This window comes from Thiofilum sp., from assembly GCF_016711335.1.
Classification (GTDB): domain Bacteria; phylum Pseudomonadota; class Gammaproteobacteria; order Thiotrichales; family Thiotrichaceae; genus Thiofilum.
The window spans coordinates 2,533,461-2,555,373 of sequence record NZ_JADJTF010000001.1 but is presented as its reverse complement, the minus strand read 5'-3'; the positions used below and the strand labels follow the sequence as shown (position 1 = coordinate 2,555,373).

General features: G+C 43.5%; 19 protein-coding genes. 7 read left to right on the top strand and 12 right to left on the bottom strand.

Annotated features, from left to right (window positions below; all coding sequences use genetic code 11):
- Positions 1-117: 117 nt before the first annotated feature.
- The 6 genes from speB to IPL34_RS12130 form a co-directional block, all read right to left on the bottom strand.
- Complete coding sequence (speB, locus tag IPL34_RS12155; protein WP_296841713.1) at positions 118-1,089, bottom strand: agmatinase; 972 nt, start codon at positions 1,087-1,089, stop codon at positions 118-120.
- Positions 1,086-1,895 carry an ABC transporter permease subunit gene (locus IPL34_RS12150; RefSeq protein WP_296841712.1) on the bottom strand — a complete coding sequence of 270 codons (810 nt, stop codon included), beginning with the start codon at positions 1,893-1,895 and terminating at the stop codon, positions 1,086-1,088. Before IPL34_RS12150 ends, speB begins: the two co-directional genes overlap by 4 nt.
- Positions 1,892-2,845: an ABC transporter permease subunit gene (locus IPL34_RS12145; protein WP_296841711.1), complete on the bottom strand. Its 954-nt coding sequence runs from the start codon at positions 2,843-2,845 to the stop codon at positions 1,892-1,894. Before IPL34_RS12145 ends, IPL34_RS12150 begins: the two co-directional genes overlap by 4 nt.
- Positions 2,842-3,981, bottom strand: a complete 1,140-nt coding sequence (gene potA, locus IPL34_RS12140) for a polyamine ABC transporter ATP-binding protein (RefSeq protein ID WP_296841710.1) — start codon at positions 3,979-3,981, stop codon at positions 2,842-2,844. Before potA ends, IPL34_RS12145 begins: the two co-directional genes overlap by 4 nt.
- 83 nt (positions 3,982-4,064) lie before the next feature.
- Positions 4,065-5,165: a polyamine ABC transporter substrate-binding protein gene (locus IPL34_RS12135; protein WP_296841709.1), complete on the bottom strand. Its 1,101-nt coding sequence runs from the start codon at positions 5,163-5,165 to the stop codon at positions 4,065-4,067.
- Between the two features lie 78 nt (positions 5,166-5,243).
- Positions 5,244-6,551, bottom strand: a complete 1,308-nt coding sequence (locus IPL34_RS12130) for an FAD-binding oxidoreductase (RefSeq protein ID WP_296841708.1) — start codon at positions 6,549-6,551, stop codon at positions 5,244-5,246.
- A 129-nt stretch (positions 6,552-6,680) separates the two neighbouring features.
- Here IPL34_RS12130 and IPL34_RS12125 point away from each other — a divergent pair, with 129 nt between their 5' ends.
- The 3 genes from IPL34_RS12125 (at position 6,681) to IPL34_RS12115 (ending at position 9,997) form a co-directional block, all read left to right on the top strand.
- The gene (locus tag IPL34_RS12125; protein ID WP_296841707.1) at positions 6,681-7,385 is read left to right on the top strand and encodes a GntR family transcriptional regulator; all 705 of its coding nucleotides are present in this window, start codon (positions 6,681-6,683) and stop codon (positions 7,383-7,385) included.
- 89 nt (positions 7,386-7,474) lie between these two features.
- Complete coding sequence (locus IPL34_RS12120) at positions 7,475-8,974, top strand: aldehyde dehydrogenase (RefSeq protein ID WP_296841706.1); 1,500 nt, start codon at positions 7,475-7,477, stop codon at positions 8,972-8,974.
- Between the two features lie 135 nt (positions 8,975-9,109).
- Positions 9,110-9,997 carry a porin gene (locus IPL34_RS12115; protein WP_296841705.1) on the top strand — a complete coding sequence of 296 codons (888 nt, stop codon included), beginning with the start codon at positions 9,110-9,112 and terminating at the stop codon, positions 9,995-9,997.
- Positions 9,998-10,094: 97 nt separating this feature from the next.
- Here the strand turns inward: IPL34_RS12115 and IPL34_RS12110 are convergent, their stop codons facing one another.
- The gene (locus IPL34_RS12110) at positions 10,095-11,078 is read right to left on the bottom strand and encodes a DUF523 and DUF1722 domain-containing protein (protein ID WP_296841704.1); all 984 of its coding nucleotides are present in this window, start codon (positions 11,076-11,078) and stop codon (positions 10,095-10,097) included.
- An 88-nt stretch (positions 11,079-11,166) separates the two neighbouring features.
- On the opposite strand from IPL34_RS12110, the gene IPL34_RS12105 reads away from it, so the two are divergent.
- Positions 11,167-13,410, top strand: a complete 2,244-nt coding sequence (locus IPL34_RS12105; RefSeq protein WP_296841703.1) for a PhoX family phosphatase — start codon at positions 11,167-11,169, stop codon at positions 13,408-13,410.
- A gap of 89 nt (positions 13,411-13,499) precedes the next feature.
- Here the strand turns inward: IPL34_RS12105 and IPL34_RS12100 are convergent, their stop codons facing one another.
- From IPL34_RS12100 to IPL34_RS12085, 4 genes are all read right to left on the bottom strand, one after another.
- The gene (locus tag IPL34_RS12100; RefSeq protein ID WP_296841702.1) at positions 13,500-13,952 is read right to left on the bottom strand and encodes a hypothetical protein; all 453 of its coding nucleotides are present in this window, start codon (positions 13,950-13,952) and stop codon (positions 13,500-13,502) included.
- Positions 13,953-14,098: 146 nt separating this feature from the next.
- Entirely contained in the window at positions 14,099-14,761 is a 663-nt protein-coding gene (leuE, locus tag IPL34_RS12095) for a leucine efflux protein LeuE (RefSeq protein WP_296841701.1), read from the bottom strand.
- Between the two features lie 122 nt (positions 14,762-14,883).
- Entirely contained in the window at positions 14,884-16,809 is a 1,926-nt protein-coding gene (locus IPL34_RS12090) for a lipase (RefSeq protein WP_296841700.1), read from the bottom strand.
- A 61-nt stretch (positions 16,810-16,870) separates the two neighbouring features.
- Positions 16,871-18,130, bottom strand: a complete 1,260-nt coding sequence (locus IPL34_RS12085; protein WP_296841699.1) for an outer membrane protein transport protein — start codon at positions 18,128-18,130, stop codon at positions 16,871-16,873.
- Between the two features lie 246 nt (positions 18,131-18,376).
- Between IPL34_RS12085 and IPL34_RS12080 the strand changes: the two genes are divergently transcribed.
- The 3 genes from IPL34_RS12080 to galU all read left to right on the top strand — a co-directional run bounded on the left by IPL34_RS12080 (position 18,377) and on the right by galU (position 20,953).
- Positions 18,377-19,288 (top strand): DUF533 domain-containing protein, encoded by a 912-nt coding sequence (locus IPL34_RS12080; RefSeq protein ID WP_296841698.1) that lies wholly within the window; start codon positions 18,377-18,379, stop codon positions 19,286-19,288.
- Between the two features lie 128 nt (positions 19,289-19,416).
- On the top strand, positions 19,417-19,833 hold the full coding sequence (locus tag IPL34_RS12075; RefSeq protein ID WP_296841697.1) for a hypothetical protein: 417 nt from the start codon (positions 19,417-19,419) through the stop codon (positions 19,831-19,833).
- Between the two features lie 175 nt (positions 19,834-20,008).
- On the top strand, positions 20,009-20,953 hold the full coding sequence (galU, locus tag IPL34_RS12070) for a UTP--glucose-1-phosphate uridylyltransferase GalU (RefSeq protein ID WP_296841696.1): 945 nt from the start codon (positions 20,009-20,011) through the stop codon (positions 20,951-20,953).
- 184 nt (positions 20,954-21,137) lie between these two features.
- Here the strand turns inward: galU and IPL34_RS12065 are convergent, their stop codons facing one another.
- Positions 21,138-21,857 (bottom strand): proteasome-type protease, encoded by a 720-nt coding sequence (locus IPL34_RS12065; RefSeq protein WP_296841695.1) that lies wholly within the window; start codon positions 21,855-21,857, stop codon positions 21,138-21,140.
- Between the last annotated feature and the right edge of the window lie 56 nt (positions 21,858-21,913).

The window sequence follows — 21,913 nt, the reverse complement described above, 5'->3', positions numbered from 1 at the left end:
TGTAAATACCTCCCTGTACGCTTCAAGGCGGCATCCCTGCCGCCAAGACTGCTCCAAAAATACACGATTACTTTTAGCTGGATACTTAATTCTTGGCTTACATTTCCTTTAAATAGACTAAATATGCCCTATCGGAAAGCGCTGCGCCCCTTTTTTCTCAGCCAATAGGCATAAGAAATCATGAGCCAAGGTTGCACCAGCAATGGCGGTAATTTCGGATACATCATAAGCTGGAGCCACTTCCACCACATCCATGCCCACTAGATTGAGACTGCCCAGCTCGCGCACAATCCCTAAGGCCTGCGCTGTGGATAAGCCCCCTACCACCGGAGTGCCCGTACCCGGCGCAAAAGCCGGATCAATACAATCAATATCAAAGGTCAGATAGACCTTTTTGTCACCAATACGGGCTTTAATGCGCTTAATCGTTTCTTCAATCCCGTGGCGATGAATCCACGGCGCGGTCAGGATTTCAAAACCATGATCCGAGTCATTATAAGTGCGAATCCCAACCTGAACCGAGTGATCCACATCAATCAATCCTTCACGTTTAGCCCGCAAAAACATACTGCCATGATCAAAACGTGTGCCATCGTCGTCCCAAGTATCACAATGCGCATCAAAGTGCAGCAAAGCTATTGCACCATGCTGTTCTGCCTGCGCTTTGAGAATAGGATAGGTCACAAAATGGTCACCGCCCAAGGTTAAAGGAATCACTCCCGCCTTTAAAATAGTGGCAATATGACTTTGAATCGACTCAATAACGGACTCAGGATGATGCGGATCCATAAAGCAATCCCCATAATCCACCACCGATAAGACTTCAAACGGATCAAACCCAAAGGGAAAGGCTTTCAGTTCAGCTAACTGAGTAGCAGCAGCACGAATCGCACGCGGACCAAAACGCGCACCCGGACGATTGGTTACTGCACTATCATAGGGAATGCCGCTCACCGCGACATCCACTCCGGTCAAATCACGCCGATACGGGCGGCGCAAAAAGCTCAAAATCCCGCCGTAGGTCATTTCAGGCCAACGACCGAGTGTTTCTGATTTAAACGCAGCCTGATCGCCGTAATAATCACTCATACTTTCTTCCTTTTAGAACTACGACTAATATTCCAAATCGCTACTAATACCCCTAATGCCACAATACTAATCATAATCGTCGCTAAGGCATTAATATCAGGGCTAACCCCTAAACGTACTTTGGAGAAAATAATCATCGGTAAAGTACTATTACCCGGACCTGCTACGAAACTCGCAATGACTAAATCATCAAAGGATAAAGTAAACGCTAATAACCAGCCAGAAATCAGGGCAGGTAGAATTAACGGTAAAGTGACTAAAAAGAACAGTGAAAACGGTTTAGCACCTAAATCTAAAGCCGCTTCTTGCAAGGACTCATCCATATTACTTAAACGCGATTGCACCACTACGGTCACATAAGCCATACAAAAGGTGGTATGAGCAATAATAATCGTCGTTAAACTCCGTCCCGAAGGCCAGCCAATTAAGCCCTCCATTGCCACGAACAGTAATAAGAGCGATAAGCCAATAATGACATCGGGCATTACCATGGGTGAAGTGACCATACCGGATAACAAGGTCTTACCTCTGAAACTACCCAAACGTGTCAAACTAAATGCCGCAATCGTACCTAATACGGTCGCCAAACTAGCACTAATAGAAGCCACTAATAAACTATTCACTAGGGCATCTTTTAACGCATCATTTTCTAAAAGTGAGGCATACCATTTAGTGGAAAAGCCCCCCCATACGGTTACTAATTTAGACTCGTTAAAGCTAAATATCACCAGTGAAATAATGGGCAGATACAGAAACGCAAAGCCTAAGGAGGCTGCAATCAATAGAAAATTAGAGCGTTGTTTCATGAGTTGCGCTCCTGTTTAGCATCTTGCACTCGGCGTAAGACCATCATAGGTATCACTAAAAATACCAACATCACAATCGCTACCGCTGACGCCATCGGCCAATCACGGTTAGTAAAGAATTCATCCCATAATACGCGCCCAATCATTAAGGTATCTGACCCACCTAATAGGGCTGGAATTACAAACTCCCCGACTACTGGAATAAAGACTAATAAGCTGCCCGCGACGATACCGGGAATGGATAAAGGTAGTACCACATGTAAAAAAGTCTCATAGGGCTTAGCCCCCAAATCAGCCGAAGCCTCTAATAGGGACTCATCCAATTTTTCTAAAATGGTATAGAGTGGCAAGATCATAAAGGGTAAGTAGGTATACACAATGCCAATATAAACGGCAAAATTAGTACCTATCATATTGAGCGGTTCATCAATAATGCCTAAAGACATGAGTATATTATTAATGACTCCATTCTTATTCAAAAACCCCATCCACGCGTAAACCCGTAGTAAAAAAGAAGTCCAGAAAGGTAGAATCACTAGCGCCAGTAATACATAACGATATTGTTTACTCCGCGCAATTAAATAAGCAATCGGGTAGGCTACTATTAACGTAATAAGCGTTGAAATAGCAGCAATTTTAATGGAGCTTAAATAGGCATCTAAATAGAGGCTATCTTCCCAAAGAAACTTATAATTACCTAAATAAAGATTTAAAGTAACTAAGGCATCTTCGCTATTCCAACTCCATAAATTGCTCACGGGCGGAATGGCTAGAATTTTTTCACTGAGGGAAATTTTAAATACTACCGCAAAGGGAATAAGGAAAAATAACACTAACCATGTCATGGGAATGGCGATAACAAAATTACGCCCTTGCTGCATAAAATATTTAATGCCTTGCCACCACCGTTCAAAAGTGGAAACTGGCGCTGGGGTAGTTAGAGTAGTCATGAGCTTAGCACCACACAATCACCTGACTCCCAAGATAGATAAACGGGAGTATCCCACGTAAACCCATCCTCCTCGCGGCGAATGCGATTAATGCGCTCAACCCTTACCATCTTGCCAGACGCTAGTTGAATTTTGTAAATGGAGCTACTGCCCATATAAGCTACATCTTTAATCACCCCTTGCGTCCAATTATGCGGCTGTTGTGGTGACTCATGACTAATAGCAATTTTTTCAGGGCGAACTGCTACCCACATCACTTGCTCTGGCGCACAGCTAACCCCATGATCGATATGAATGACTGTGCCCGCTTCTTCGGAGGTAATTTCGGTATAGTCAGGCTCATCCTCAGTGACAATACCTTCAAAGATATTCACCGATCCTACGAATTGCGCCACAAAACGATTCACTGGGTATTCATAGATTTCTGAAGGAGAACCAATTTGAATGATCTCGCCTTGATTCATGACGCCAATCCGTGAGGCTAAGGTCATGGCCTCCTCTTGATCGTGGGTCACGACGACGAAAGTTACCCCTAATTTATCTTGAATATTGACCAACTCAAATTGGGTTTCTTCACGCAGCTTTTTATCTAAAGCGCCCAGCGGTTCATCCAGTAAGAGTAACTTAGGACGTTTAATCAAGGCACGTGCTAAAGCGACACGTTGGCGCTGACCACCCGATAATTGATCAGGCTTACGCTTAGCAAATTGACTGAGCTGTACCAGCTTCAGCATATCCTCGACACGCTGATTAATTTCGTCGCGCTTTACCCCTTCACGTTTTAAACCAAAGGCAATATTGCTCTCTACCGTCAAATGGGGAAATAACGCATAGGACTGGAACATCATATTCACTGGGCGTTCCCACGGCGGAATACCCGCCATATCCACCCCATCAATGAGAATTTGTCCTTGGGTAGGATTTTCAAACCCTGCCAACATACGCAACAGCGTACTTTTACCACAACCCGAACCGCCCAAGAGGCAAAATAACTCTGAGCGATAAATATCAAGACTTACATTATCAACCGCAACAAAATCACCAAAACGTTTGGTGACATTCTTAATTTGAATAAAGGGTTTATCATCGTTAGGTACGCCGGAGGTGGGTGGCGTAGATAGGGCAGCTTGGGTCATCAATAGAAACCCTCATGTGATGGGTAATAACAACTAGGACGGGAAAAGTAACAAGCTTTTCCCACCCTAACGACACTTAGCAATTAACGATCTGTTTTAAGTGCAGTCCAAGCCCGTGAAAGCTTACGATCAAAACTAGCACTATGCGCTTTAGCGGGGAATAATTTTGCCTGAACTTCAGCCGGTGGATAAATACTCGGATTATTTTTCACTTCATCCTTTAATAAATCCACTGCTTTAACATTAGGGCTGGGGTAGGCAATCGCATTAGAAATAGCGGCTGAAGTTTCTGGCTCTAAGATGAAATTGATAAACGCATAAGCATTATCTTTATTCTTAGCATCCGCTGGAATAGCCATATTATCAAACCAAATTTGTGTACCTTCTTTGGGTATCACATATTCAATTTCAACACCTTTTCCTGCTTCTTCAGCACGACCTTGAGCTTGTAACATATCGCCACTAAAACCCATCGCTATACAGATTTCGCCATTAGCGAGGTCGGAGATTGGCTTGGAAGAGCTAAAGTATTTTACATTATCACGTATCCCTTTAAGGACTTCGATAGCCTTTTCAAGGTCAGCACTTTCTTCACTATTAGGGTCTTTAATACCTGCATAGTGCATCGCTACGGAAACCACATCAGATGGAGAATCCATCAAAGCCAAACCACAATCTTTTAATTTAGCAGCAATTTCGGGTTTGAATAAATAATCCCAGCTATCAACTTTAGTCTCAGCACCTAAACGCTCGGCAATCATTTTTTTATTATAGGCGATACCTAATGTACCCCAAGTATACGGTACACCGTATTTATTATCCGGGTCATGTACTTTCATGTCATCAAGCATTTTGGGATCTAGATTACTGTAATTAGTCAGTTTGGTTTTGTCTAACTCAGCATAAATACCCGCTTGTAATTGTCTGGCTAAAAAGTTAGATGAAGGAAATACCACGTCATAACCACTACCACCCGCCATTAATTTGGCTTCCAACATTTCATTGGAGTCATAAACGTCGTAATTAACTTTAATACCCGTTTTTTCTTCAAACTTCTTTAAATAGTCTGTGTCAATATAATCTGACCAGTTATAGACATTCACTACTTTTTGATCTTCAGCAGCGACTGTGGTAGCTAAACCAAGAGTCAAAGCAGTGGCGAGTATAAGAGCCTTTAGTTGCATTATTACTAATCTCCAGTCTAAGAAATGTCAGTTTATCAAGTGTGAAAGTGGTTAAATGCAGTCGACTCCGTTTTGCTCCTAAACACCTAACCGATCACGTAATAGATACCACCACGATCCCATTACCGTTAGTGGCACACGGAATAAGCGCCCGCCCGGAAAAGGATAGTAAGGTAAACGTGCAAAGCTATCGAAACGTGTCGCATCGCCCTGCAACGTATCTGCAATCAGCTTCCCTGCTAAATGGGTACAGGTGACACCATGCCCGCTGTAACCGTGTGCAAAATATACCGTATCTTTTAGTCGTCCAAAATGGGGAATACGGGTCAAGGTCAGAGCAAAATTACCGCTCCACGCAAAATCGATCTTAACATCTTTTAGCGTGGGAAAAACCCTTTCTAAATGAGGACGGATTTTTTTAATAATATCCACAGGTTCCGCGCCCCCATATACGGTTCCACCCCCATATAATAAACGATGATCCGCTGTCATACGGTAATAATCTAAAAAGAAATTCGCATCTTCAATGCAAGTCCCTGCGGGCATTAATTCCTTACACTTAGCCTCACCCAATATTTCAGTGGTAAGCACTTGAGTGCTAACCGGCATAATTTTATTAGTCAGTTCTGGTACGGCATCACCTAAATAAGCATTACCACAGACCACTACATAATTCGCGTGCACCTCGCCCTGTGTTGTTTTTACTACTGGTTTAGCTTGATCATGCAATACCTGTACCACGCGTGAGTTCTCAAAAATCTGCCCACCTAAAGCCTCAATCGCTGCGGCTTCTCCTAGACACAGATTTAAGGGATGCAAATGCCCACCACGCTTATCCAACAAAGCTCCCACATAGCAATCAGTATTCACATGGTGTTGAAGCGCTGTCTTATCCAACATTTCTAATTCAGTATGACCGTGTTGTTCCCAATTAGTTTTAACCTGTTCTAATTCATGTAGTTGGCGCTGATTAAAGGCAGCTACCACATTATAGGGCTTGAGATCACATTGAATATTATATTGCTTTACTAAGGAGCGAATAATATCCCCCCCCTCCAATGACATAGCACCTAAGGCATCTGCCGCTTCTTTACCATAACGTGACTCAATCACACTGAGATCACGACTATAGCCATTGACGATCTGCCCACCATTACGTCCTGAAGCGCCCCAACCTACCCGATTACCTTCTAGGACTACCACTTTAAAACCATATTGAGCCAAATGCAGTGCACTGGATAACCCTGTAAACCCCGCCCCAATGACACACACATCCGTTACTAGCTTTCCCTGTAAGGAGGGTCGTAAGGGTGTAGGATGGGCAGTAGCAGCGTAATAGGATGTGGTATGATGGGCTGGCTGTGATGTTTGACCTTGACTTGGCATGGCTACCCCTTGGATTGGCAACTAGAATAAGGTCGATTGTGATCACAATAGCTAGAGAGGTCAAGGCATTGCCCTTAATAGACTTGGCTATTTTATGCATAGACTCAAAACGATAAAGTGATATTAATTATGGGCGACTTAGCAGCAGCACTGACCACTTCGATTAGTCCCAAAGCTAATAATCAAACGACTCATCAATGGGTGTATCAAGCCCTCAGACATGCCGTACTAGCGGGTCATGTCGAACCCGGACGCTCCATCACCTTGCGCGGCATCGCCAATACTTTAGGAGTGAGTGCTATGCCTGTGCGTGAGGCGATTCATCGCTTATGCTGTGAGGGTGCATTGGAGATGCTCGACAATCGCCGCATTCAAGTACCGCGTATGAATCGCACTAAATTACGTGCCTTGTATGAATTGCGCATTGTGCTAGAAACTCATGCGGCTACCAGTGCCTTACCTTATATTCAAGAAGCCCAGATAGCTAAGCTTAGACAATTAGATCAAGCCATTGACCAAGCCTATGAAAGTGCTAATCCCAGCTCCGGTAATTTAGCCAATCAAGCCTTTCACCGCTATTTGTATGAAATTAATCCGTTTCAAGTGAGCTTGCCCCTCATTGAACGCTTATGGCTGCAACTAGGTCCCTTTTGGCGCGTCACCTCTCAGTTCATTAGTGAGTATTATCAAGTCGATCATCATCAAGAAATGATTAGTGCCCTTGAGAAAAAAAATAGCTTTGCCTTACAACGCGCGATTGAGGCCGATATTCGTGATGGCATGGCCGTTTTAGAGCAATTTAATCACTTACATCATTATCTCGATGCTGAATGAATCTGAAAAGCCCTCATGCTTTATTGACAATGGCAATCATATCGTGATCACATTTGAGCTTATCAACGCTAACTTTTGGAGTATTAAAGATGACCGCAGTTGCTACCCCCTTGTCATGGCATGAGCGTGCCCAACAGTTATCTCTCCAAGGTCAAGCGTTTATTAATGGTCAATATGTACCCGCTCAGTCAGGCGCTACTTTTTCCAATCATAGCCCTATTGATGGTCGCCTACTTAATGAGGTTGCGGCTTGTGATGCTGCGGATATTGATTTAGCGGTAAAAGCAGCAAGAACGGCGTTTGAGGACGGATGCTGGGCAAAGCTCCCTCCTATGAAACGCAAACGTATAATGTTTAAGTTTGCTGAATTAATCGAACAACACACTGAAGAATTAGCGCTATTAGAGACGCTAGATATGGGTAAACCGATTCGGGATAGCTCATCGATTGATGTTCCTGCGTCTGTGCGCTGTTTACGTTGGTATGCCGAAGCGATTGATAAGGTCTACGATGAAGTAGCACCTACACCACATAATGTCATTGCTACCATTACCCGCGAACCTTTAGGGGTATGTGGACTGGTAGTACCGTGGAATTTCCCACTCTTAATGGCGATGTGGAAGATCGCACCTGCTCTGGCTACGGGTAATTCCATTGTTTTAAAACCTGCTGAGCAGTCTTCCTTAACCGCGATTCGTTTAGGTGCATTAGCCGCTGAAGCGGGTATTCCTGATGGAGTCTTTAATGTAGTCCCCGGCTTTGGTGAACAAGCAGGCAAGGCATTAGGGTTACATATGGACGTGGATGGAGTGTTTTTCACTGGCTCAACAGCGGTGGGCAAATTATTTATGCAATACGCAGGGCAATCTAATCTAAAAAAATTAGGCTTAGAATGTGGCGGTAAAACCGGACATATTATTTTGGCTGATTGCCAACGTTTAGACGTAGCAGCTCAAGCCGCTGGCTTTGGTATTTTCTTTAATCAGGGTGAAATGTGTACCGCAGGCTCGCGCTTAATTGTCGATGCAGCCGTAAAAGATGAAGTATTAGAGCGCTTAAAAGTGTTTTCTACCTTAATGCAGCCCGGTGATCCACTTGATCCTAATACCCGCCTAGGGGCTATGGTCAATCCCGAACATACCCGCCAAGTGATGAACTACATTGATTTAGGCAAGCAAGAGGCTGAACTGTTTATGGGAGGCACGCAACGTCAAGCAGTCGCAGGCGGTTGCTATATCGAGCCTACCGTCTTCCATCAAGTACCCTATCAAGCTCGCATTGCTCAAGAAGAAATTTTTGGTCCTGTGCTGTCAGTGATTACGGTTAATGGGGTAGATGAAGCGATTAAAGTCGCCAATAGTACTATCTATGGCTTAGGTGCTGGGGTATGGAGTGATAATGTTAATACCTTATTTAAGGCGACCAAAGGCTTAAGAGCTGGGGTAGTCTATGCCAATTGCTATGATGCCGATGATATTACCGTACCCTTTGGCGGCTATAAGCAATCCGGTATAGGGCGCGATAAGTCTTTGCATGCCCTAGAAAAATACACTGAGCTGAAAACCACTTGGCTACAGCTAGCCCTATGAGCCATTCAATCAATAGCTCCTTTTATCCATAATGGATGTGTAAATACCACACTAGAGGATGGTAATTTCGTTTCATTACAGGCAAAATATTGCTAAAATACAACAAAGCTTAGGATGATTCAGGAACCCCTTACTATGAAATTACAACTCTCTGTATTGACTTTAATAGCCGCTGGTTTGATCGCTACTACAACCGCCAACGCTGCTGAAGATACCAAAGCTTATTATGGTAGTGTTCGCGTAGGCGTCACTAAGTCATCTGGAGCTAGCACTGATTTTGCTAACTGGAACTCACGTCTTGGCATTAAAGGTGAAACTGAAGTTCGCCCGGGCTTAACGGGTTTTGGCAAATACGAGCTAGGTATCAATATTGGTAATAAAGATGCAACTAAAGACCTAACAACTCGCCATGCCTATCTAGGTTTAAAAGGCAAAATGGGAGAGTTATTAGTTGGTAAAACGGATACCACTTATTACAACCTAGGTGTTGCACCTGTTGATATTGCAAACTGGTGGTCTTGTAATGGCTGCGTAGGCAATATTGATAGAAAAACTAGCGTTATGTACACCAAATCCTTAGGCAAACTAAGTGTTGGTGCTGCTCATACCATGCGTGATGGTAATGATGATAAAGCTAAAGGTAATGAGTTAGGTGTATCTTATAAAGTAGGTAATACTACTTTAGGCTTGGCGGCTCAAAAACCTCATGGTGAAAAAGAAGCTATTTCTGCCGTAGTCGGTGGCTCAACAGGCAAAGTGACTTATGCAGCTTATATTGGTAAGGATAAAGCTAGCGATGAGAAGGGTGTTGACCTACATTTAGGTTACGGTAATTACTATTTTACAGTAGGTCAAAAAGATACCGCTGATGCAAAACCCTTAGGTTACACTTTAGGCTATGGTCGTGATCTAGGTAAAAACTTTAGCACATGGGTAGAAGCTAATCGCAAAGAAACTAAACCTGATGTAGGTAGCAACGCAAAAACTACTAGCTATGGTGTCGCCTTAAGATATGATTTCTAATATCCATTGATTTAGATAGTGCTCGATTTAAATTAGGCAACTTAAAAGTTGCCTAATTTTTTCGTATTACACGCAAGAGTGAGCGCTTTCTATTGAGTTACACTTGATTCAACAGCATTAGCTCTCCCGGATGCGGATTGAGGTAATATTGCCGCTCAATATAAGGCTCTGGATGACGCCTAAAATGATGTTTTAATAAAGTAATCGGCACAATTAACGGCAAATACCCCTGCTGGTACTTTTGAATCGTTTCTACTAACTCTGCCCTATCTTCTTTATCTAAGTGCTCACGTAAATAGCCCATAATATGCGATAAAATATTAGCATGTTGCCCACGACTCGCTATTTGCTTTAATACACTCATCAATTGACGAATATAACTTTCACATAAATTAGCAAAATCAGCTACTTGCCCAGCGGTAGCGACTAATTGCCCCAAAGTACGTAAACGATCTTGATCATGCGCCATTATTAAATATTTATGATCGGCATGAAATTGTATTAGGTCATTGGGCTGCATGCCTTGCGCCACTAACTGCTGCCAACGATAATACACATACACCCGCTGAATAAAATTCTCGCGTAAATGTGCATCGCCTAAACGTCCCTCTTCTTCTAGGGGCAAATTAGGACACTGTTGTTGCAAGGCAGCCGCGAAAATACCTACCCCCACTTTTTCAGGAGCACGCTGGTATAAATACTCAGCCTCATACACCTTGACCCGTTCCATGCCACAGCTCGGTGAGTCTTTTTTAAGAATATAACCGGATAATTGCGGGAGTTTAGGCTTTATCTGTTCAATCACCTGGCTCAAGGACTCGGTGTAATCTTTTACCTCGCCTTTTACTGTTTGCACACGCACTGTATGGTCATAACGCACTAAATGAATCGGAGTACGCGGTACACCTAATCCAGCACTCAGCTCTGGACAAAACGAGACAAAATCAAAATACTCTCCCAAAGTAGACTTAATATAAGTATTGTTTTTATGCGCACCATCGTAGCGCACTGGCTCTCCTAATAAGCAACTACTAATCCCGATTTGAATGCGCTCTGTCATTACTACCTCTGCATTGGACATAAATCTTTCATCAAACTGCAATAAAAGCTTCAAATTATCAGTTTAGGCTCTGGCATGCGTTCTTTTCGTAACCCTTGAGGCTATCAACATGAGTAAGCACCCTACCTCTGATCATCAGATGATTGATCCTGATGATATTGGTCACAATAACTCTAATAATCCTAGTTTTGAGCAAGTATTAGCTGCGCGTCTCAACCGCCGTCAGATGCTCAAAGGTAGTTTTGCTGTAATGGCTAGTACCTTATTAGGTGCGAGTTTAACAGGTTGTGACGACGATGATAGTTCGCCTAGCCCAACACCCACGCCAACACCTACCCCGACTCCAACACCTACCCCAACACCCACTCCCTCATTAACACTCAGCTTTAATGCAGTAGCCAAAAGCGTGGCTGATGCTTTAGTCGTACCTGCTGGCTATACTGCAACCGTGTTACTGGCTGTTGGCGATCCTATTAACACTTTAGTGCCGCGCTATAAAAATGATGGAACAGATACCCACTTTGCTAATCGCTCTGGTGACCATCATGATGGTATGCACTACTTTGGTATGAATAGTTTTGGTACTGGCGCTGATCATAGCAATGCTAACCGTGGCTTATTATGTATTAATCATGAAGTAGCGGAGGATTTGGGCTTTATGCACGCCAATGGTCCTACTGATTATGGTTCTAACAATACTAACGCCCGCCCTATTGGTGAAATCGATAAAGAAGTGGATGCACATGGGGTAAGCATTGTAGAAGTCGTGAAAAGCGGTGGTACTTTTGTGGTTAATCGTTATTCTGACTTTAATCGCCGTATTACTGGTGCTTCAGTAATGGATCTTTCCGGCCCTGCGGCTTATGACGATTTAATGGTTACAGCCTTTTCCACCAGTGGCTCACAAACACGCGGCACTATTAATAATTGTGGTAATGGTTATACCCCTTGGGGCACTTATTTAACCTGTGAAGAAAACTGGGCAGGTTACTTCTATCGTCGTAACGATACTACACGTACTGCTAAAGAAACTACCTCCTTAAACCGCTACGGCGTTAGTGGCTCTAGCTCAGGTCGTTATAATTGGTCACGTCCAGGTGCAGCAGATGCTACCGACTTGTATCAGCGTTGGAATGCTAATGCTAGTGGTACAAGTGCTTTCACTGACTTCCGCAATGCGCCCAATACCTTTGGTTGGATTGTAGAAATTGATCCCTTTGATAGGGACTCTACTCCTCGTAAACGTACTGCTCTAGGTCGCTTTGCGCATGAAGGCTGTTGGCCAGCCAAAGCGGTAGCAGGTAAACCTTTAGTCTTTTATATGGGTGATGACTCACGCAATGAGTATATTTATAAATTTGTCTCGACGGCGTTATGGGATGCTGCTGATGCCAATGGCGGTCTATTCGTAGGCGACAAATATATGGATAGCGGTAAATTATACGTAGCTAAATTTAACACTGATGGTACAGGTTCATGGGAATTACTCAGTATGACTAATCCCACAGTAGCTAACTATGCTACTTATGCCTTCGCAGATGAAGCCGATGTCGTGGTTAATGCGCGTATTGCAGCGGATGCAGTGGGTGCAACCAAAATGGATCGTCCCGAATGGGCGGCGGTTAACCCTGTTAATGGCGAAATCTATATGACCCTCACCAATAATAGCCAACGCGGTGGTTCTTCACGTCCCTTAGATGCTGCTAATCCGCGCTATTATGCTGATACTAAAGGTAGCTCAACCAATAGAGGTAATGTGAATGGACACATTATCCGTTGGAAAGAAACCAATAGTGATCATGCGGCTACCACCTTTAGTTGGGATATTTACCTATTTGGTGCTGAATCGGGTGCAGGTACTAATGTCAATGTATCCAACCTCACAGCAGATAATGATTTCTCTAGCCCTGACGGTTTATGGTTTAGTTACGCGACGGCGGGATTGTTATGGGTGCAAACCGATGACGGCGCTTATACCGATATGACTAACTGCATGATGTTAGCCGCCATACCGGGCACAGTAGGCGATGGAGCATCCGTTACTATTGCTAATACCGCTGTACCTAGTAATGGTAATGCGGATCAAACTGTAATCACTCGTAGAGGCGCGACGGTGAGTAGCACCACATTACGGCGCTTCTTAGTAGGACCTAAAGACTGTGAAATCACCGGTATCGCTGAAACACCCGATGGCAAAGCATTATTCGTGAATATTCAACATCCGGGAGAAGGTAGTACTTCGGTTACTGATCCTGCCCAATTCACTAGCCACTGGCCTCATGGTGGTAATGCACGCCCGCGTTCTGCCACAGTAGTTATCACTCGTAATGATGGCGGTAAAATTGCTGTTTAAATAGGTGAGTTCTGCCTTTTAAACACTCTAATGAGAAAACGCCCTCTAAGTTCGCTTAGAAGGCGCTTAAAACATTCGCTCTTAAGTGATTATTTTACATAAACCGCTTGCAAGCTCACATGATTAGCAGGGCGATGATGTCTTACGGGAGCCGCATGAGTAGTGGCTGTTCTATAAATCACACGATCTACTACGGCTGGACGTACTGGTTTGTGAATATAAACTACTTTTTTAACCACTGGCTTTGGCTTTTTTACTACCACAACTTTCTTAGCTTTTTTATGCTGGGCGGCCTGTTTTACCACAATAATTTTTACGGTATTAGCTGCTTTGCGTTGATGATGAGCAGCACGAGCCATTTGTTCACGGTGGTTATTATGCATACGATGCGCATTACGTACTTGACGCGCATCAACCACTACTACTTTAGCATTAGCAGGAACCGCTTGAATCGTTACTTGGTTTTGACCACCTGCTTGAGCAGTACCCATAGCACCTAAAGTTGCAGCTAATAATGCAGCGATTGCAGTTAATTTTTTCATGTTTGCTTCCTCTATTTTGGGGGGTTATATCCGTATCAAGTTATTGCGGTGTGATGTTGGATCAGCACCCTTTTCTGTCTCAACGAGGTTCATTATAGAGAAGCTGTGTTTTTTGTTTGTGCATTAAGTCCGAAACAGTTAGTAACTTATGTCACAGACGCAGTAGCTAATTTTGCAGCAAACGCCATGAACATCGCGCCCACACTCCCCGTAGAAACCGCCGATAAGCGCTTACGACGGCGAAACGTTTCAGCTAAATAAACCCCTGCATAAATTAAGGTGGCTAAATAAATAAGGCTTAAACATTGCAAAGTCACTGCCAAGATCAAAAAGGAAATCAGTTTATTATCGTAACTAGGATCAACAAATTGCACGAAAAACGATAAGAAAAACAAAATCGCCTTAGGGTTTAATAAACTAATTAATAATGAGCGCCTAAAGGGTGAACCACGAGTATCACTATCTTCTAAAGGTTGCTCAATAACTTCGGCTAAATTACGTTTATTCCAATTTTGAATAGCTGAACGCACCAACTTAATACCAATATAGGCTAGATATAAGGCTCCTGCGGATTGAATCGCTTTAAACACTAAAGGATAAGCGGTTAAAACTGAAACCGCTCCTAAGGCAGTTAAAGCCATTAAAATGGCATCACCCACAAAAATACCGAAAGCACCTTGCCAGCCTGCTTTAATTCCGCGCTGTGCAGCCGTAGCTAGAACATAAAGTGAGTTAGGCCCTGGGATCAGAATAATCGCAATGCAACCTACAAAATAGGTGGCATAGTTAAGTACACCGAATTGTTCCATGAGTGTGTGACCTAGAAATCAAAAATAGCCTGAGCTGTAGAGATGCAAGTATTAGTAGTTGAGTGGGTTTGTCAAGCGTTAAGGCAGAGGCATTGCACACTCTGCCTTAATTTTAAAAGCGCTTATTGTTTCACTACCGTCGTATCAGTCACTACAATTTGCGTACCTTGGCTAGCTATGAAAGCAGCCATTTGGCGTTGCATTTCAGTAGTAGCCTCTAAGCTTGCATTAGTTGTTAATAAAGAGGCATGCTCGCCAGCAGTAAAGCGTACTGCACCATCAACATTATTGGTTGAAGTACTAACGCTGATTAAGCCCATAGTACGAATCAGCGGCTCAGTGCCCGCTAGTGGATGACCAGTGACGCTATTAGGAATAACAGCTTCTCCTAGTACCTCATGCAGTAAAACAGGATGTTGCTGTGCTGCTTTAGCACCCAAATTAATCGGATCAGCAGAATCAATCATAAATTGCGTAGCGAACATAAAGCTGTCATAAGCCGCAGTACCCGCAACAATGCCTTTGGAAGCTAAGCCTGCTCGAATTTCTGGACCAAAAGTAGGCGATCCATCCAATAAACGCGCAATACCACCACCAGGCACAGACAATAAAGCAGGCGTTGAGCGCTCTTCTGTGGCTAGATAACCAGTGCCTACAATCGAGCCTAATGAAATTCCCACATAGCTGACTTTACTGGCATCCAGTTTCACTCCTTGAGCACTCTGTAATCCATCTAGACTATTGCGCAATACCAATAAATCGGAGATACCTTGACGAATATTATCCCGTGAGACTAATGGCACTGAGAGATTAATGAAATGCTCACCTGACTCATCAATCACCCCATCAGCTCCCGCTGCTCCAGTAGTATTATTAACCAGATCTAGGTCAAAAGTACGTTCAAAACTGGTACGTAACGCATCCATCCCCTCACCCAAATCAATACCATGTAAGGGTAGATCAACCGCAATAGTCGCAAACCCTTGTGAGGCTAATGTATCGGCAATGCGCAATACTGAAGCACGATTCGAGGTAATACCATGCTGATAAATCACTACAGGCCAACCTGCTGTGGGCATTGTTTTGCCGGAAGCAGCGCTAGGGGTAGTTAGCATTACGGGAATAGTTTGGGTGCTGGTGGCACTAGGAGTAGGATTATAGCGTGTTAAGAAACTATCACCTGCACCTTTCCAATACGCAGTCATAGGAGCCGCACGATCTAAATAATAAGGTACTTGTAATGCGCCTGCATGCACATTTGTTTTAGCCGTGGCAAAGGGAATAGCCTGAACCTGTAAAGGTTTAGCGGTTGCTTGTACTTTGACTGCATTTAAAACAGGAGTCACAGATTGAGTGGTAAAAGACCAACTTAAAATAATGGAATCCTTCGCTACTCCCTTACTAGCTGCTGCTGTTTCTTGAGCGTTAACCAGTAGACGTAGTGTTTCTGTAGTAGGATCAGTAAAAGCAGAACCTGATTTTAAAGCCGCATAAGAGGTTGTAGTCGCAACTGATCTATCTTCTTGGTCTTTAATACCGGAGGTTAACACGACTAGATAACTGGTACTTTCTTTTAAGGGCTTAATAGGAACCAGCGCTAAAGTTGTGCCCGCACTATCTAATGTCGCCACTAACTCGGTACTGGTTAGTTCACGCACGACACTCGCCACTAACCCGCCAGTTTTAGTAACCTCAAAGACACGTACTGATTGTCCTAGGACAATGGATGATGCTTTAGGTGCTACATTAAAAGCACTCGTGATCGGCATAGTTAAACTAAACCCATCTAATGTGTTCAGCATTGTTCTCAGCACTGCACTAGGATCATCAGGATTAATAGGGAAATTTAAAGTTCCATCTGTACTACCACTAAATAATAAGTCATTGGTAGTTGGTATTTGTCCAGTACTTAGATCAAATACTATGCTTGTTGTAGCACTATGTTCAGCACTACCACTAGAATCATCTGAGCCACCACCACAACCTGTAAGGGCTATTATTACTATTGAACTAACTAACGCTAACCGATGAAAAGACTGTCTAATCATCTCAATTACTCCTTAGCGGATATTATTAGGCTTAACTATTACGACTCAATATTTATAGGAATTAGAATGTCCAGTTTAATTGCGTACTGATAATATCCACACTGGAATCATAATCACCCTTTAGGACATGATTTCTGCTCGACTTATTTTCAATAGGTGTCTTTTTGGTAAATATGTGGGTGTAGCCCACGTCAACACTAAAGTTTTTACGGGGTTTATAATTGGCACCGAAGCTTAACCAAGTACGGTTAGAATCAGGAGTACGTGGACTACGAAACTCAGCATTAGGTACAGGAGTTTCATCATAAGCAATACCTGCTTTTAGTTTCAAGCGGTCATTATATTGATAATTAGCCCCGATTGAATAACGACTAGCATCTTTCCAGTTTTGTGGTAGATTCGTTATGTCTGTATTATTACTGGTGCGAATCACTTGTAATTTATTAAAACTGCTCCAGCGGGTTCGAGTAACATCCGCCAATAACTCTAAACGGTTATTAATTTGATGCGCTACCGATAATGAAAAATGAGCGGGTAACTTAGCTTCAGCCGTAACTTCGCCATTAGCTAAACTTACCAATGCAGGCACATTAGAAAATGTTGCATCTCCTTCCAGTTTATGTTTCATACTGGAACGGTAACTAGCCCCAATGCGGGTTTTGGCAGTGGGTTTTAACAAAACACCTAGATTATAACCCGTTTCAACATTATCCCCTTCAATGCTAATTTTACCATCTGGTCGACCTAAGGCAGATAAATCTAGAGCACTTTTAAGCTCAACTTCCATTTTCTGGACACTAATACCTGCGCCCACACTAAATTTATCATTGACCTTATAAGCTACTGAGGGATTGAAATTAATGGTTTGAATATTAGATTCTAGCGAGTGATAGCGTCCTACCCAATCATCATCATATTTGGTTCCTAAACCAAAGGGGGCATTGATACCGACACCAAAGCGCCACTTATTGCCTTTTCCCTTCACTAAATAAGCATTAGGAATAACACCTGTATTACCACCATCATCATCTTTTCCGGTTAGAACACCACCTGCTGGAGTAGTAGAACCATTATTAGTGAACTTAGCTTTGGGGGCGACTATGTGACCTGCGATAGCGGTATGAGTACCAGCCGGTAACTCGGTCATAGCCGCAGGGTTATACCAGACTACCGACGCATCCTCTGCGGTGGCGTTAACACCCGCATAAGCATTACCTGTGCCAGAACCTGACTGATTAGCGAGAGCAAAACCCGCAGATTGAACGGTGGCGCTGAGTGTACTTAGGACGAAGGCAGTACCAAAATGCCATATGTATTTCATTGTTATCTCCTCCTGTTGTAATTAGCCAACACTAACAAAAATTAATAGGCTTTGCATTAGCATTTCTACGCTAATCCCTTGACGTTACGTCAAGTCAAAACTACGCAAAACCAATAAAAACTAGCATCTTAACTAAACTATGCTTTAGGATAACCGAGCCGTTACCAGAGTAGCTGATGAGGCTACACTAAGAGGCTGGAGCGTTTATAAACTTGGTTTACCACACTAATATGAAAGGATAATAAAATGGATGCAGTCAAAATTTTAGGTAGCTTATTAAGCAGTGGGGTACTGTCTAATGGCTCTGGTAGCAACGTATTAGGTAATTTGCTGGGTGCTGCTTTAGGTGGAAATCAGCAAGCTAGAGGTATGATTGGCATGTTAGGCAGTCTGTTGGGCGGCAGCAATCAATCAGCAGGCGGCATAGGCGGATTATTGGGTAGTTTGCTCGGCGGTGCTCAACAGCGTCCGCAAACTCAAGGCGGTGGTGTAGGTGATTTACTAGGTAGTTTGCTCGGTGGTGCTCAACAACGTCCTCAAGCTCAAGGCGGTGGTGTGGGTGATTTATTAGGTAGTTTACTCGGTGGTGCTCAGCAGCGCCCTCAAGCCCAAGGTGGTGGCGTGGGTGACTTATTAGGCGGGCTGTTAGGTGGCAATAAAGCCGCTGCACCTGCTGGAACTCCTGATCTGGGCAGCTTACTAGGTGGAGCTATGTCTAAATACTTAGGCACTCAAAGCGCGGATCCTAAGCTGGCTGAATTAACCGATAGCTTCCTACCTCCTCAAGCCGTTAATCAACAAGCCCTACAAGATCAAGCAACACTGTTAATACGCACTATGATCAATGCTGCTAAAGCTGATGGCAAAGTCGATGCACAAGAACAAGAGCGTATTTTAGCCAAGGTGGGCACATTAGATGCAGAAGAAGCGGCGTTTATTCGCAGCGAATTTCAAGCACCTTTAAATGTGAACGCCTTTATTCAAAGCGTTCCCGCTGGTATGGAGCAGCAAATTTATACCGTATCTTTGATGGCGATTGATTTAGATACGAAACAAGAAGCGCAGTACTTAATGCAACTCGCTCAAGGCTTACGTTTAAATCCCCAACTTTGCAATCAGATTCACGAGCAAGTGGGTGCTCCTAAACTGTATGCTTAACGTTTAAGCTAATCGTTAAGGGTAGTCTCGACTACCCTTAGCTATTGTGCATACCTCTCCAAACTATTTCGCCCCTATTCTAGTCTCGGTTATGCTAGCTATTTGGCTATCCAGAGGTAGAAACGATTATGTTTAAAGCAACAGTCTTAGCCACTTTACTTAGTTTGTCGGTAATTATGCCTACAGTAAACGCAGACGAGGTTTGGAATACTAATACCGGTAAAGTCGTTTACGAATCCGAACAAGGCTCTACGGCTATTTGGACTTATGGAAGCGGTGCTGAGGTAGGTATTATTTACATCTTAGGCTTGGCTAAGGTTTATAAAAACCGTGGACGCTACGATGGCTATTGGGCACAAAAAACTTCTAAGCAAAAATGTGACTCTGAGCGGCTCGGTTTGAATGGTGAAATGACACCCTATTGGGGGCGTTTCCAAATTCGGTTTATCGACAAGAATTTCCCCTCACGTTGGGAAGCTGTTTGGAGCTACTGTGATGGAGCGGCTCAATCTACCAAAATAGTAGGTGCTCCTGCCCAACCTTAAACCCTGCGCATTATTTTTCAATTTAGTACACCTTTAGCACGCTAAAGGTGTGATTTCATATAAAAGCGCTATAATACAAACCAATAAGCTGATAATACTTGAGCTAATTACCTATCCCACCTATCGGTATTTTCAGTATAACCTCTTTTTTTTTGCTTACACTGATGGTAGCCCCATGTATCGAGTTAACCCTAATATGAAACAACAACAAGCACATAAAATTCGTAAGGCTGTGATCCCTGTCGCGGGTTTGGGCACGCGTATGCTACCTGCCACTAAAGCGATTCCTAAAGAAATGCTTCCCGTGGTGGATAAACCCCTAATTCAATACATTGTGGCTGAGTGTGTAGCAGCAGGTATTAAAGAAATTGTATTAGTTACCCATTCGAGTAAAAACTCGATTGAAAACCATTTTGATACCAGTTTTGAATTAGAAACCATGCTGGAAAAGCGCGTTAAACGTCAATTATTGGATGAAGTACGCTCTATTTGTCCCAAAGATGTGACTATTATGCATGTGCGTCAAGGCGTCGCTAAGGGTTTAGGTCATGCGGTATTATGTGCTTACCCCCTGATTGGTGATCAACCTTTTGCGGTAGTTCTGCCCGATGTATTAGTGGATGAGGCGGCTTGTAATCTTAAAACCGAAAATCTAGCTCGTATGCTAACGCTATTTGATGAAACGGGTGCGAGCCAAATTATGGTTGAGCCTGTGCCTTTAGAAAATGTGTCTTCTTACGGGGTAGTCGATATTAATGGGCACAGCTTAGAACCGGGTAGCTCTGCTCCTATGGAAGCTGTAGTTGAAAAACCTGCCATTAATCAAGCCCCCTCTAATCTAGCCGTAGTTGGACGCTATGTATTGCCTGCTGCCATTTGGGACATGTTACGCCGCACGCCTCCGGGTAAAGGGGAAGAAATTCAACTCACTGACGCTATTGCTATGCTCATTGAACACCCTGAATATCCTGTACACGCTTTTCATATGACGGGGCGTAGTCACGATTGCGGCGATAAACTAGGTTATATGAAAGCCAATGTGGAATATGCCACTCGCCACTCTCAACTCGCCCCCGAATTTAAGAGCTTTTTAAAAGCCTTGGTCAAAACCTTCGACTAATAACAGTGACTTTTAAGGGTCTAGCTAACAGTAATCGTGTGTTTCTGGAGCAGTCTTGGCGGCAAGGACGCCGCCTTGAAGCGTACACGGATGTATGTATAGCGTCTGCGGAGGAAATGCGCGATTACGTTGGCTCAAGTACTTACCCTAAAAGCCAGTGTTGCTGGCTTTTAGTGGATAGGCATTAAGCACTAGGTAGACGCGGCATAGCTAAGAAGGCTCGATGAAGCTGATTAGCCCACTCATGTCGCACTGAAATGAGATAGGGGTGATCCGCGTCTAATTTGAACGCTTGAGCCGTTTTAAATTGATTAGTTCGATAAATCAATAGCTCAATGGGTGGTCCCACACTCGCATTACTTTTCATGGTCGAGTCCATGGAAATGAGCGAGCAAATCGCTGCATCTTCCAAAGAGGTCGCGGCATTGATAAAGCGATCAAGTACGGGTTTTCCGTATTTACTTTCCCCAATTTGTAGGTAAGGCGTATCATCCGAGGTCGTTATATAATTACCTTGGGGGTAAATCATATAAAGATTATGCGGACGCCCCATAATTTGACCACCTAAGATTAAAGTAGCATCTGGCATAAAACCGGTATTTTCTGAGTGGCGTCTAATACGGTTAACCAGCGTTTCACCAATATAATCGGCAATGTCGGCTAGGTAATTTAAAGTATTTAGATTGTAGGGTTTGTCCTCCACAATGTCGCGGCGCAATTGTTGTAGGACTCCTTGAGTAGTCCCTAAATTACCCGCGCTCATGAGTACTAGAAACCGGTCGGGGTTGGTTTCAAAGACGTGCATTTTGCTATAAGTGCTTACATTATCGATACCCGCATTAGTGCGTGAGTCAGATGTAAAGACCAAGCCGTCTGTTAGATAGGTTGCAACGCAATAGGTCATGGATGCTTCTTGAGAGTTTTTGGTGAGATATAAATTATGCGACTCGTACCCTAAGG

Excerpts from the sequence above, each read along its gene's own strand:
- speB (WP_296841713.1), bottom strand. The coding sequence starts at position 1,089 with ATGAGTGATTATTACGGCGATCAGGCTGCGTTTAAATCAGAAACACTC.
- IPL34_RS12150 (WP_296841712.1), bottom strand. The coding sequence starts at position 1,895 with ATGAAACAACGCTCTAATTTTCTATTGATTGCAGCCTCCTTAGGCTTT.
- IPL34_RS12145 (WP_296841711.1), bottom strand. The coding sequence starts at position 2,845 with ATGACTACTCTAACTACCCCAGCGCCAGTTTCCACTTTTGAACGGTGG.
- potA (WP_296841710.1), bottom strand. The coding sequence starts at position 3,981 with ATGACCCAAGCTGCCCTATCTACGCCACCCACCTCCGGCGTACCTAAC.
- IPL34_RS12135 (WP_296841709.1), bottom strand. The coding sequence starts at position 5,165 with ATGCAACTAAAGGCTCTTATACTCGCCACTGCTTTGACTCTTGGTTTA.
- IPL34_RS12130 (WP_296841708.1), bottom strand. The coding sequence starts at position 6,551 with ATGCCAAGTCAAGGTCAAACATCACAGCCAGCCCATCATACCACATCC.
- IPL34_RS12125 (WP_296841707.1), top strand. The coding sequence starts at position 6,681 with ATGGGCGACTTAGCAGCAGCACTGACCACTTCGATTAGTCCCAAAGCT.
- IPL34_RS12120 (WP_296841706.1), top strand. The coding sequence starts at position 7,475 with ATGACCGCAGTTGCTACCCCCTTGTCATGGCATGAGCGTGCCCAACAG.
- IPL34_RS12115 (WP_296841705.1), top strand. The coding sequence starts at position 9,110 with ATGAAATTACAACTCTCTGTATTGACTTTAATAGCCGCTGGTTTGATC.
- IPL34_RS12110 (WP_296841704.1), bottom strand. The coding sequence starts at position 11,078 with ATGTCCAATGCAGAGGTAGTAATGACAGAGCGCATTCAAATCGGGATT.
- IPL34_RS12105 (WP_296841703.1), top strand. The coding sequence starts at position 11,167 with ATGAGTAAGCACCCTACCTCTGATCATCAGATGATTGATCCTGATGAT.
- IPL34_RS12100 (WP_296841702.1), bottom strand. The coding sequence starts at position 13,952 with ATGAAAAAATTAACTGCAATCGCTGCATTATTAGCTGCAACTTTAGGT.
- leuE (WP_296841701.1), bottom strand. The coding sequence starts at position 14,761 with ATGGAACAATTCGGTGTACTTAACTATGCCACCTATTTTGTAGGTTGC.
- IPL34_RS12090 (WP_296841700.1), bottom strand. The coding sequence starts at position 16,809 with ATGATTAGACAGTCTTTTCATCGGTTAGCGTTAGTTAGTTCAATAGTA.
- IPL34_RS12085 (WP_296841699.1), bottom strand. The coding sequence starts at position 18,130 with ATGAAATACATATGGCATTTTGGTACTGCCTTCGTCCTAAGTACACTC.
- IPL34_RS12080 (WP_296841698.1), top strand. The coding sequence starts at position 18,377 with ATGGATGCAGTCAAAATTTTAGGTAGCTTATTAAGCAGTGGGGTACTG.
- IPL34_RS12075 (WP_296841697.1), top strand. The coding sequence starts at position 19,417 with ATGTTTAAAGCAACAGTCTTAGCCACTTTACTTAGTTTGTCGGTAATT.
- galU (WP_296841696.1), top strand. The coding sequence starts at position 20,009 with ATGTATCGAGTTAACCCTAATATGAAACAACAACAAGCACATAAAATT.
- IPL34_RS12065 (WP_296841695.1), bottom strand. The coding sequence starts at position 21,857 with ATGACCTATTGCGTTGCAACCTATCTAACAGACGGCTTGGTCTTTACA.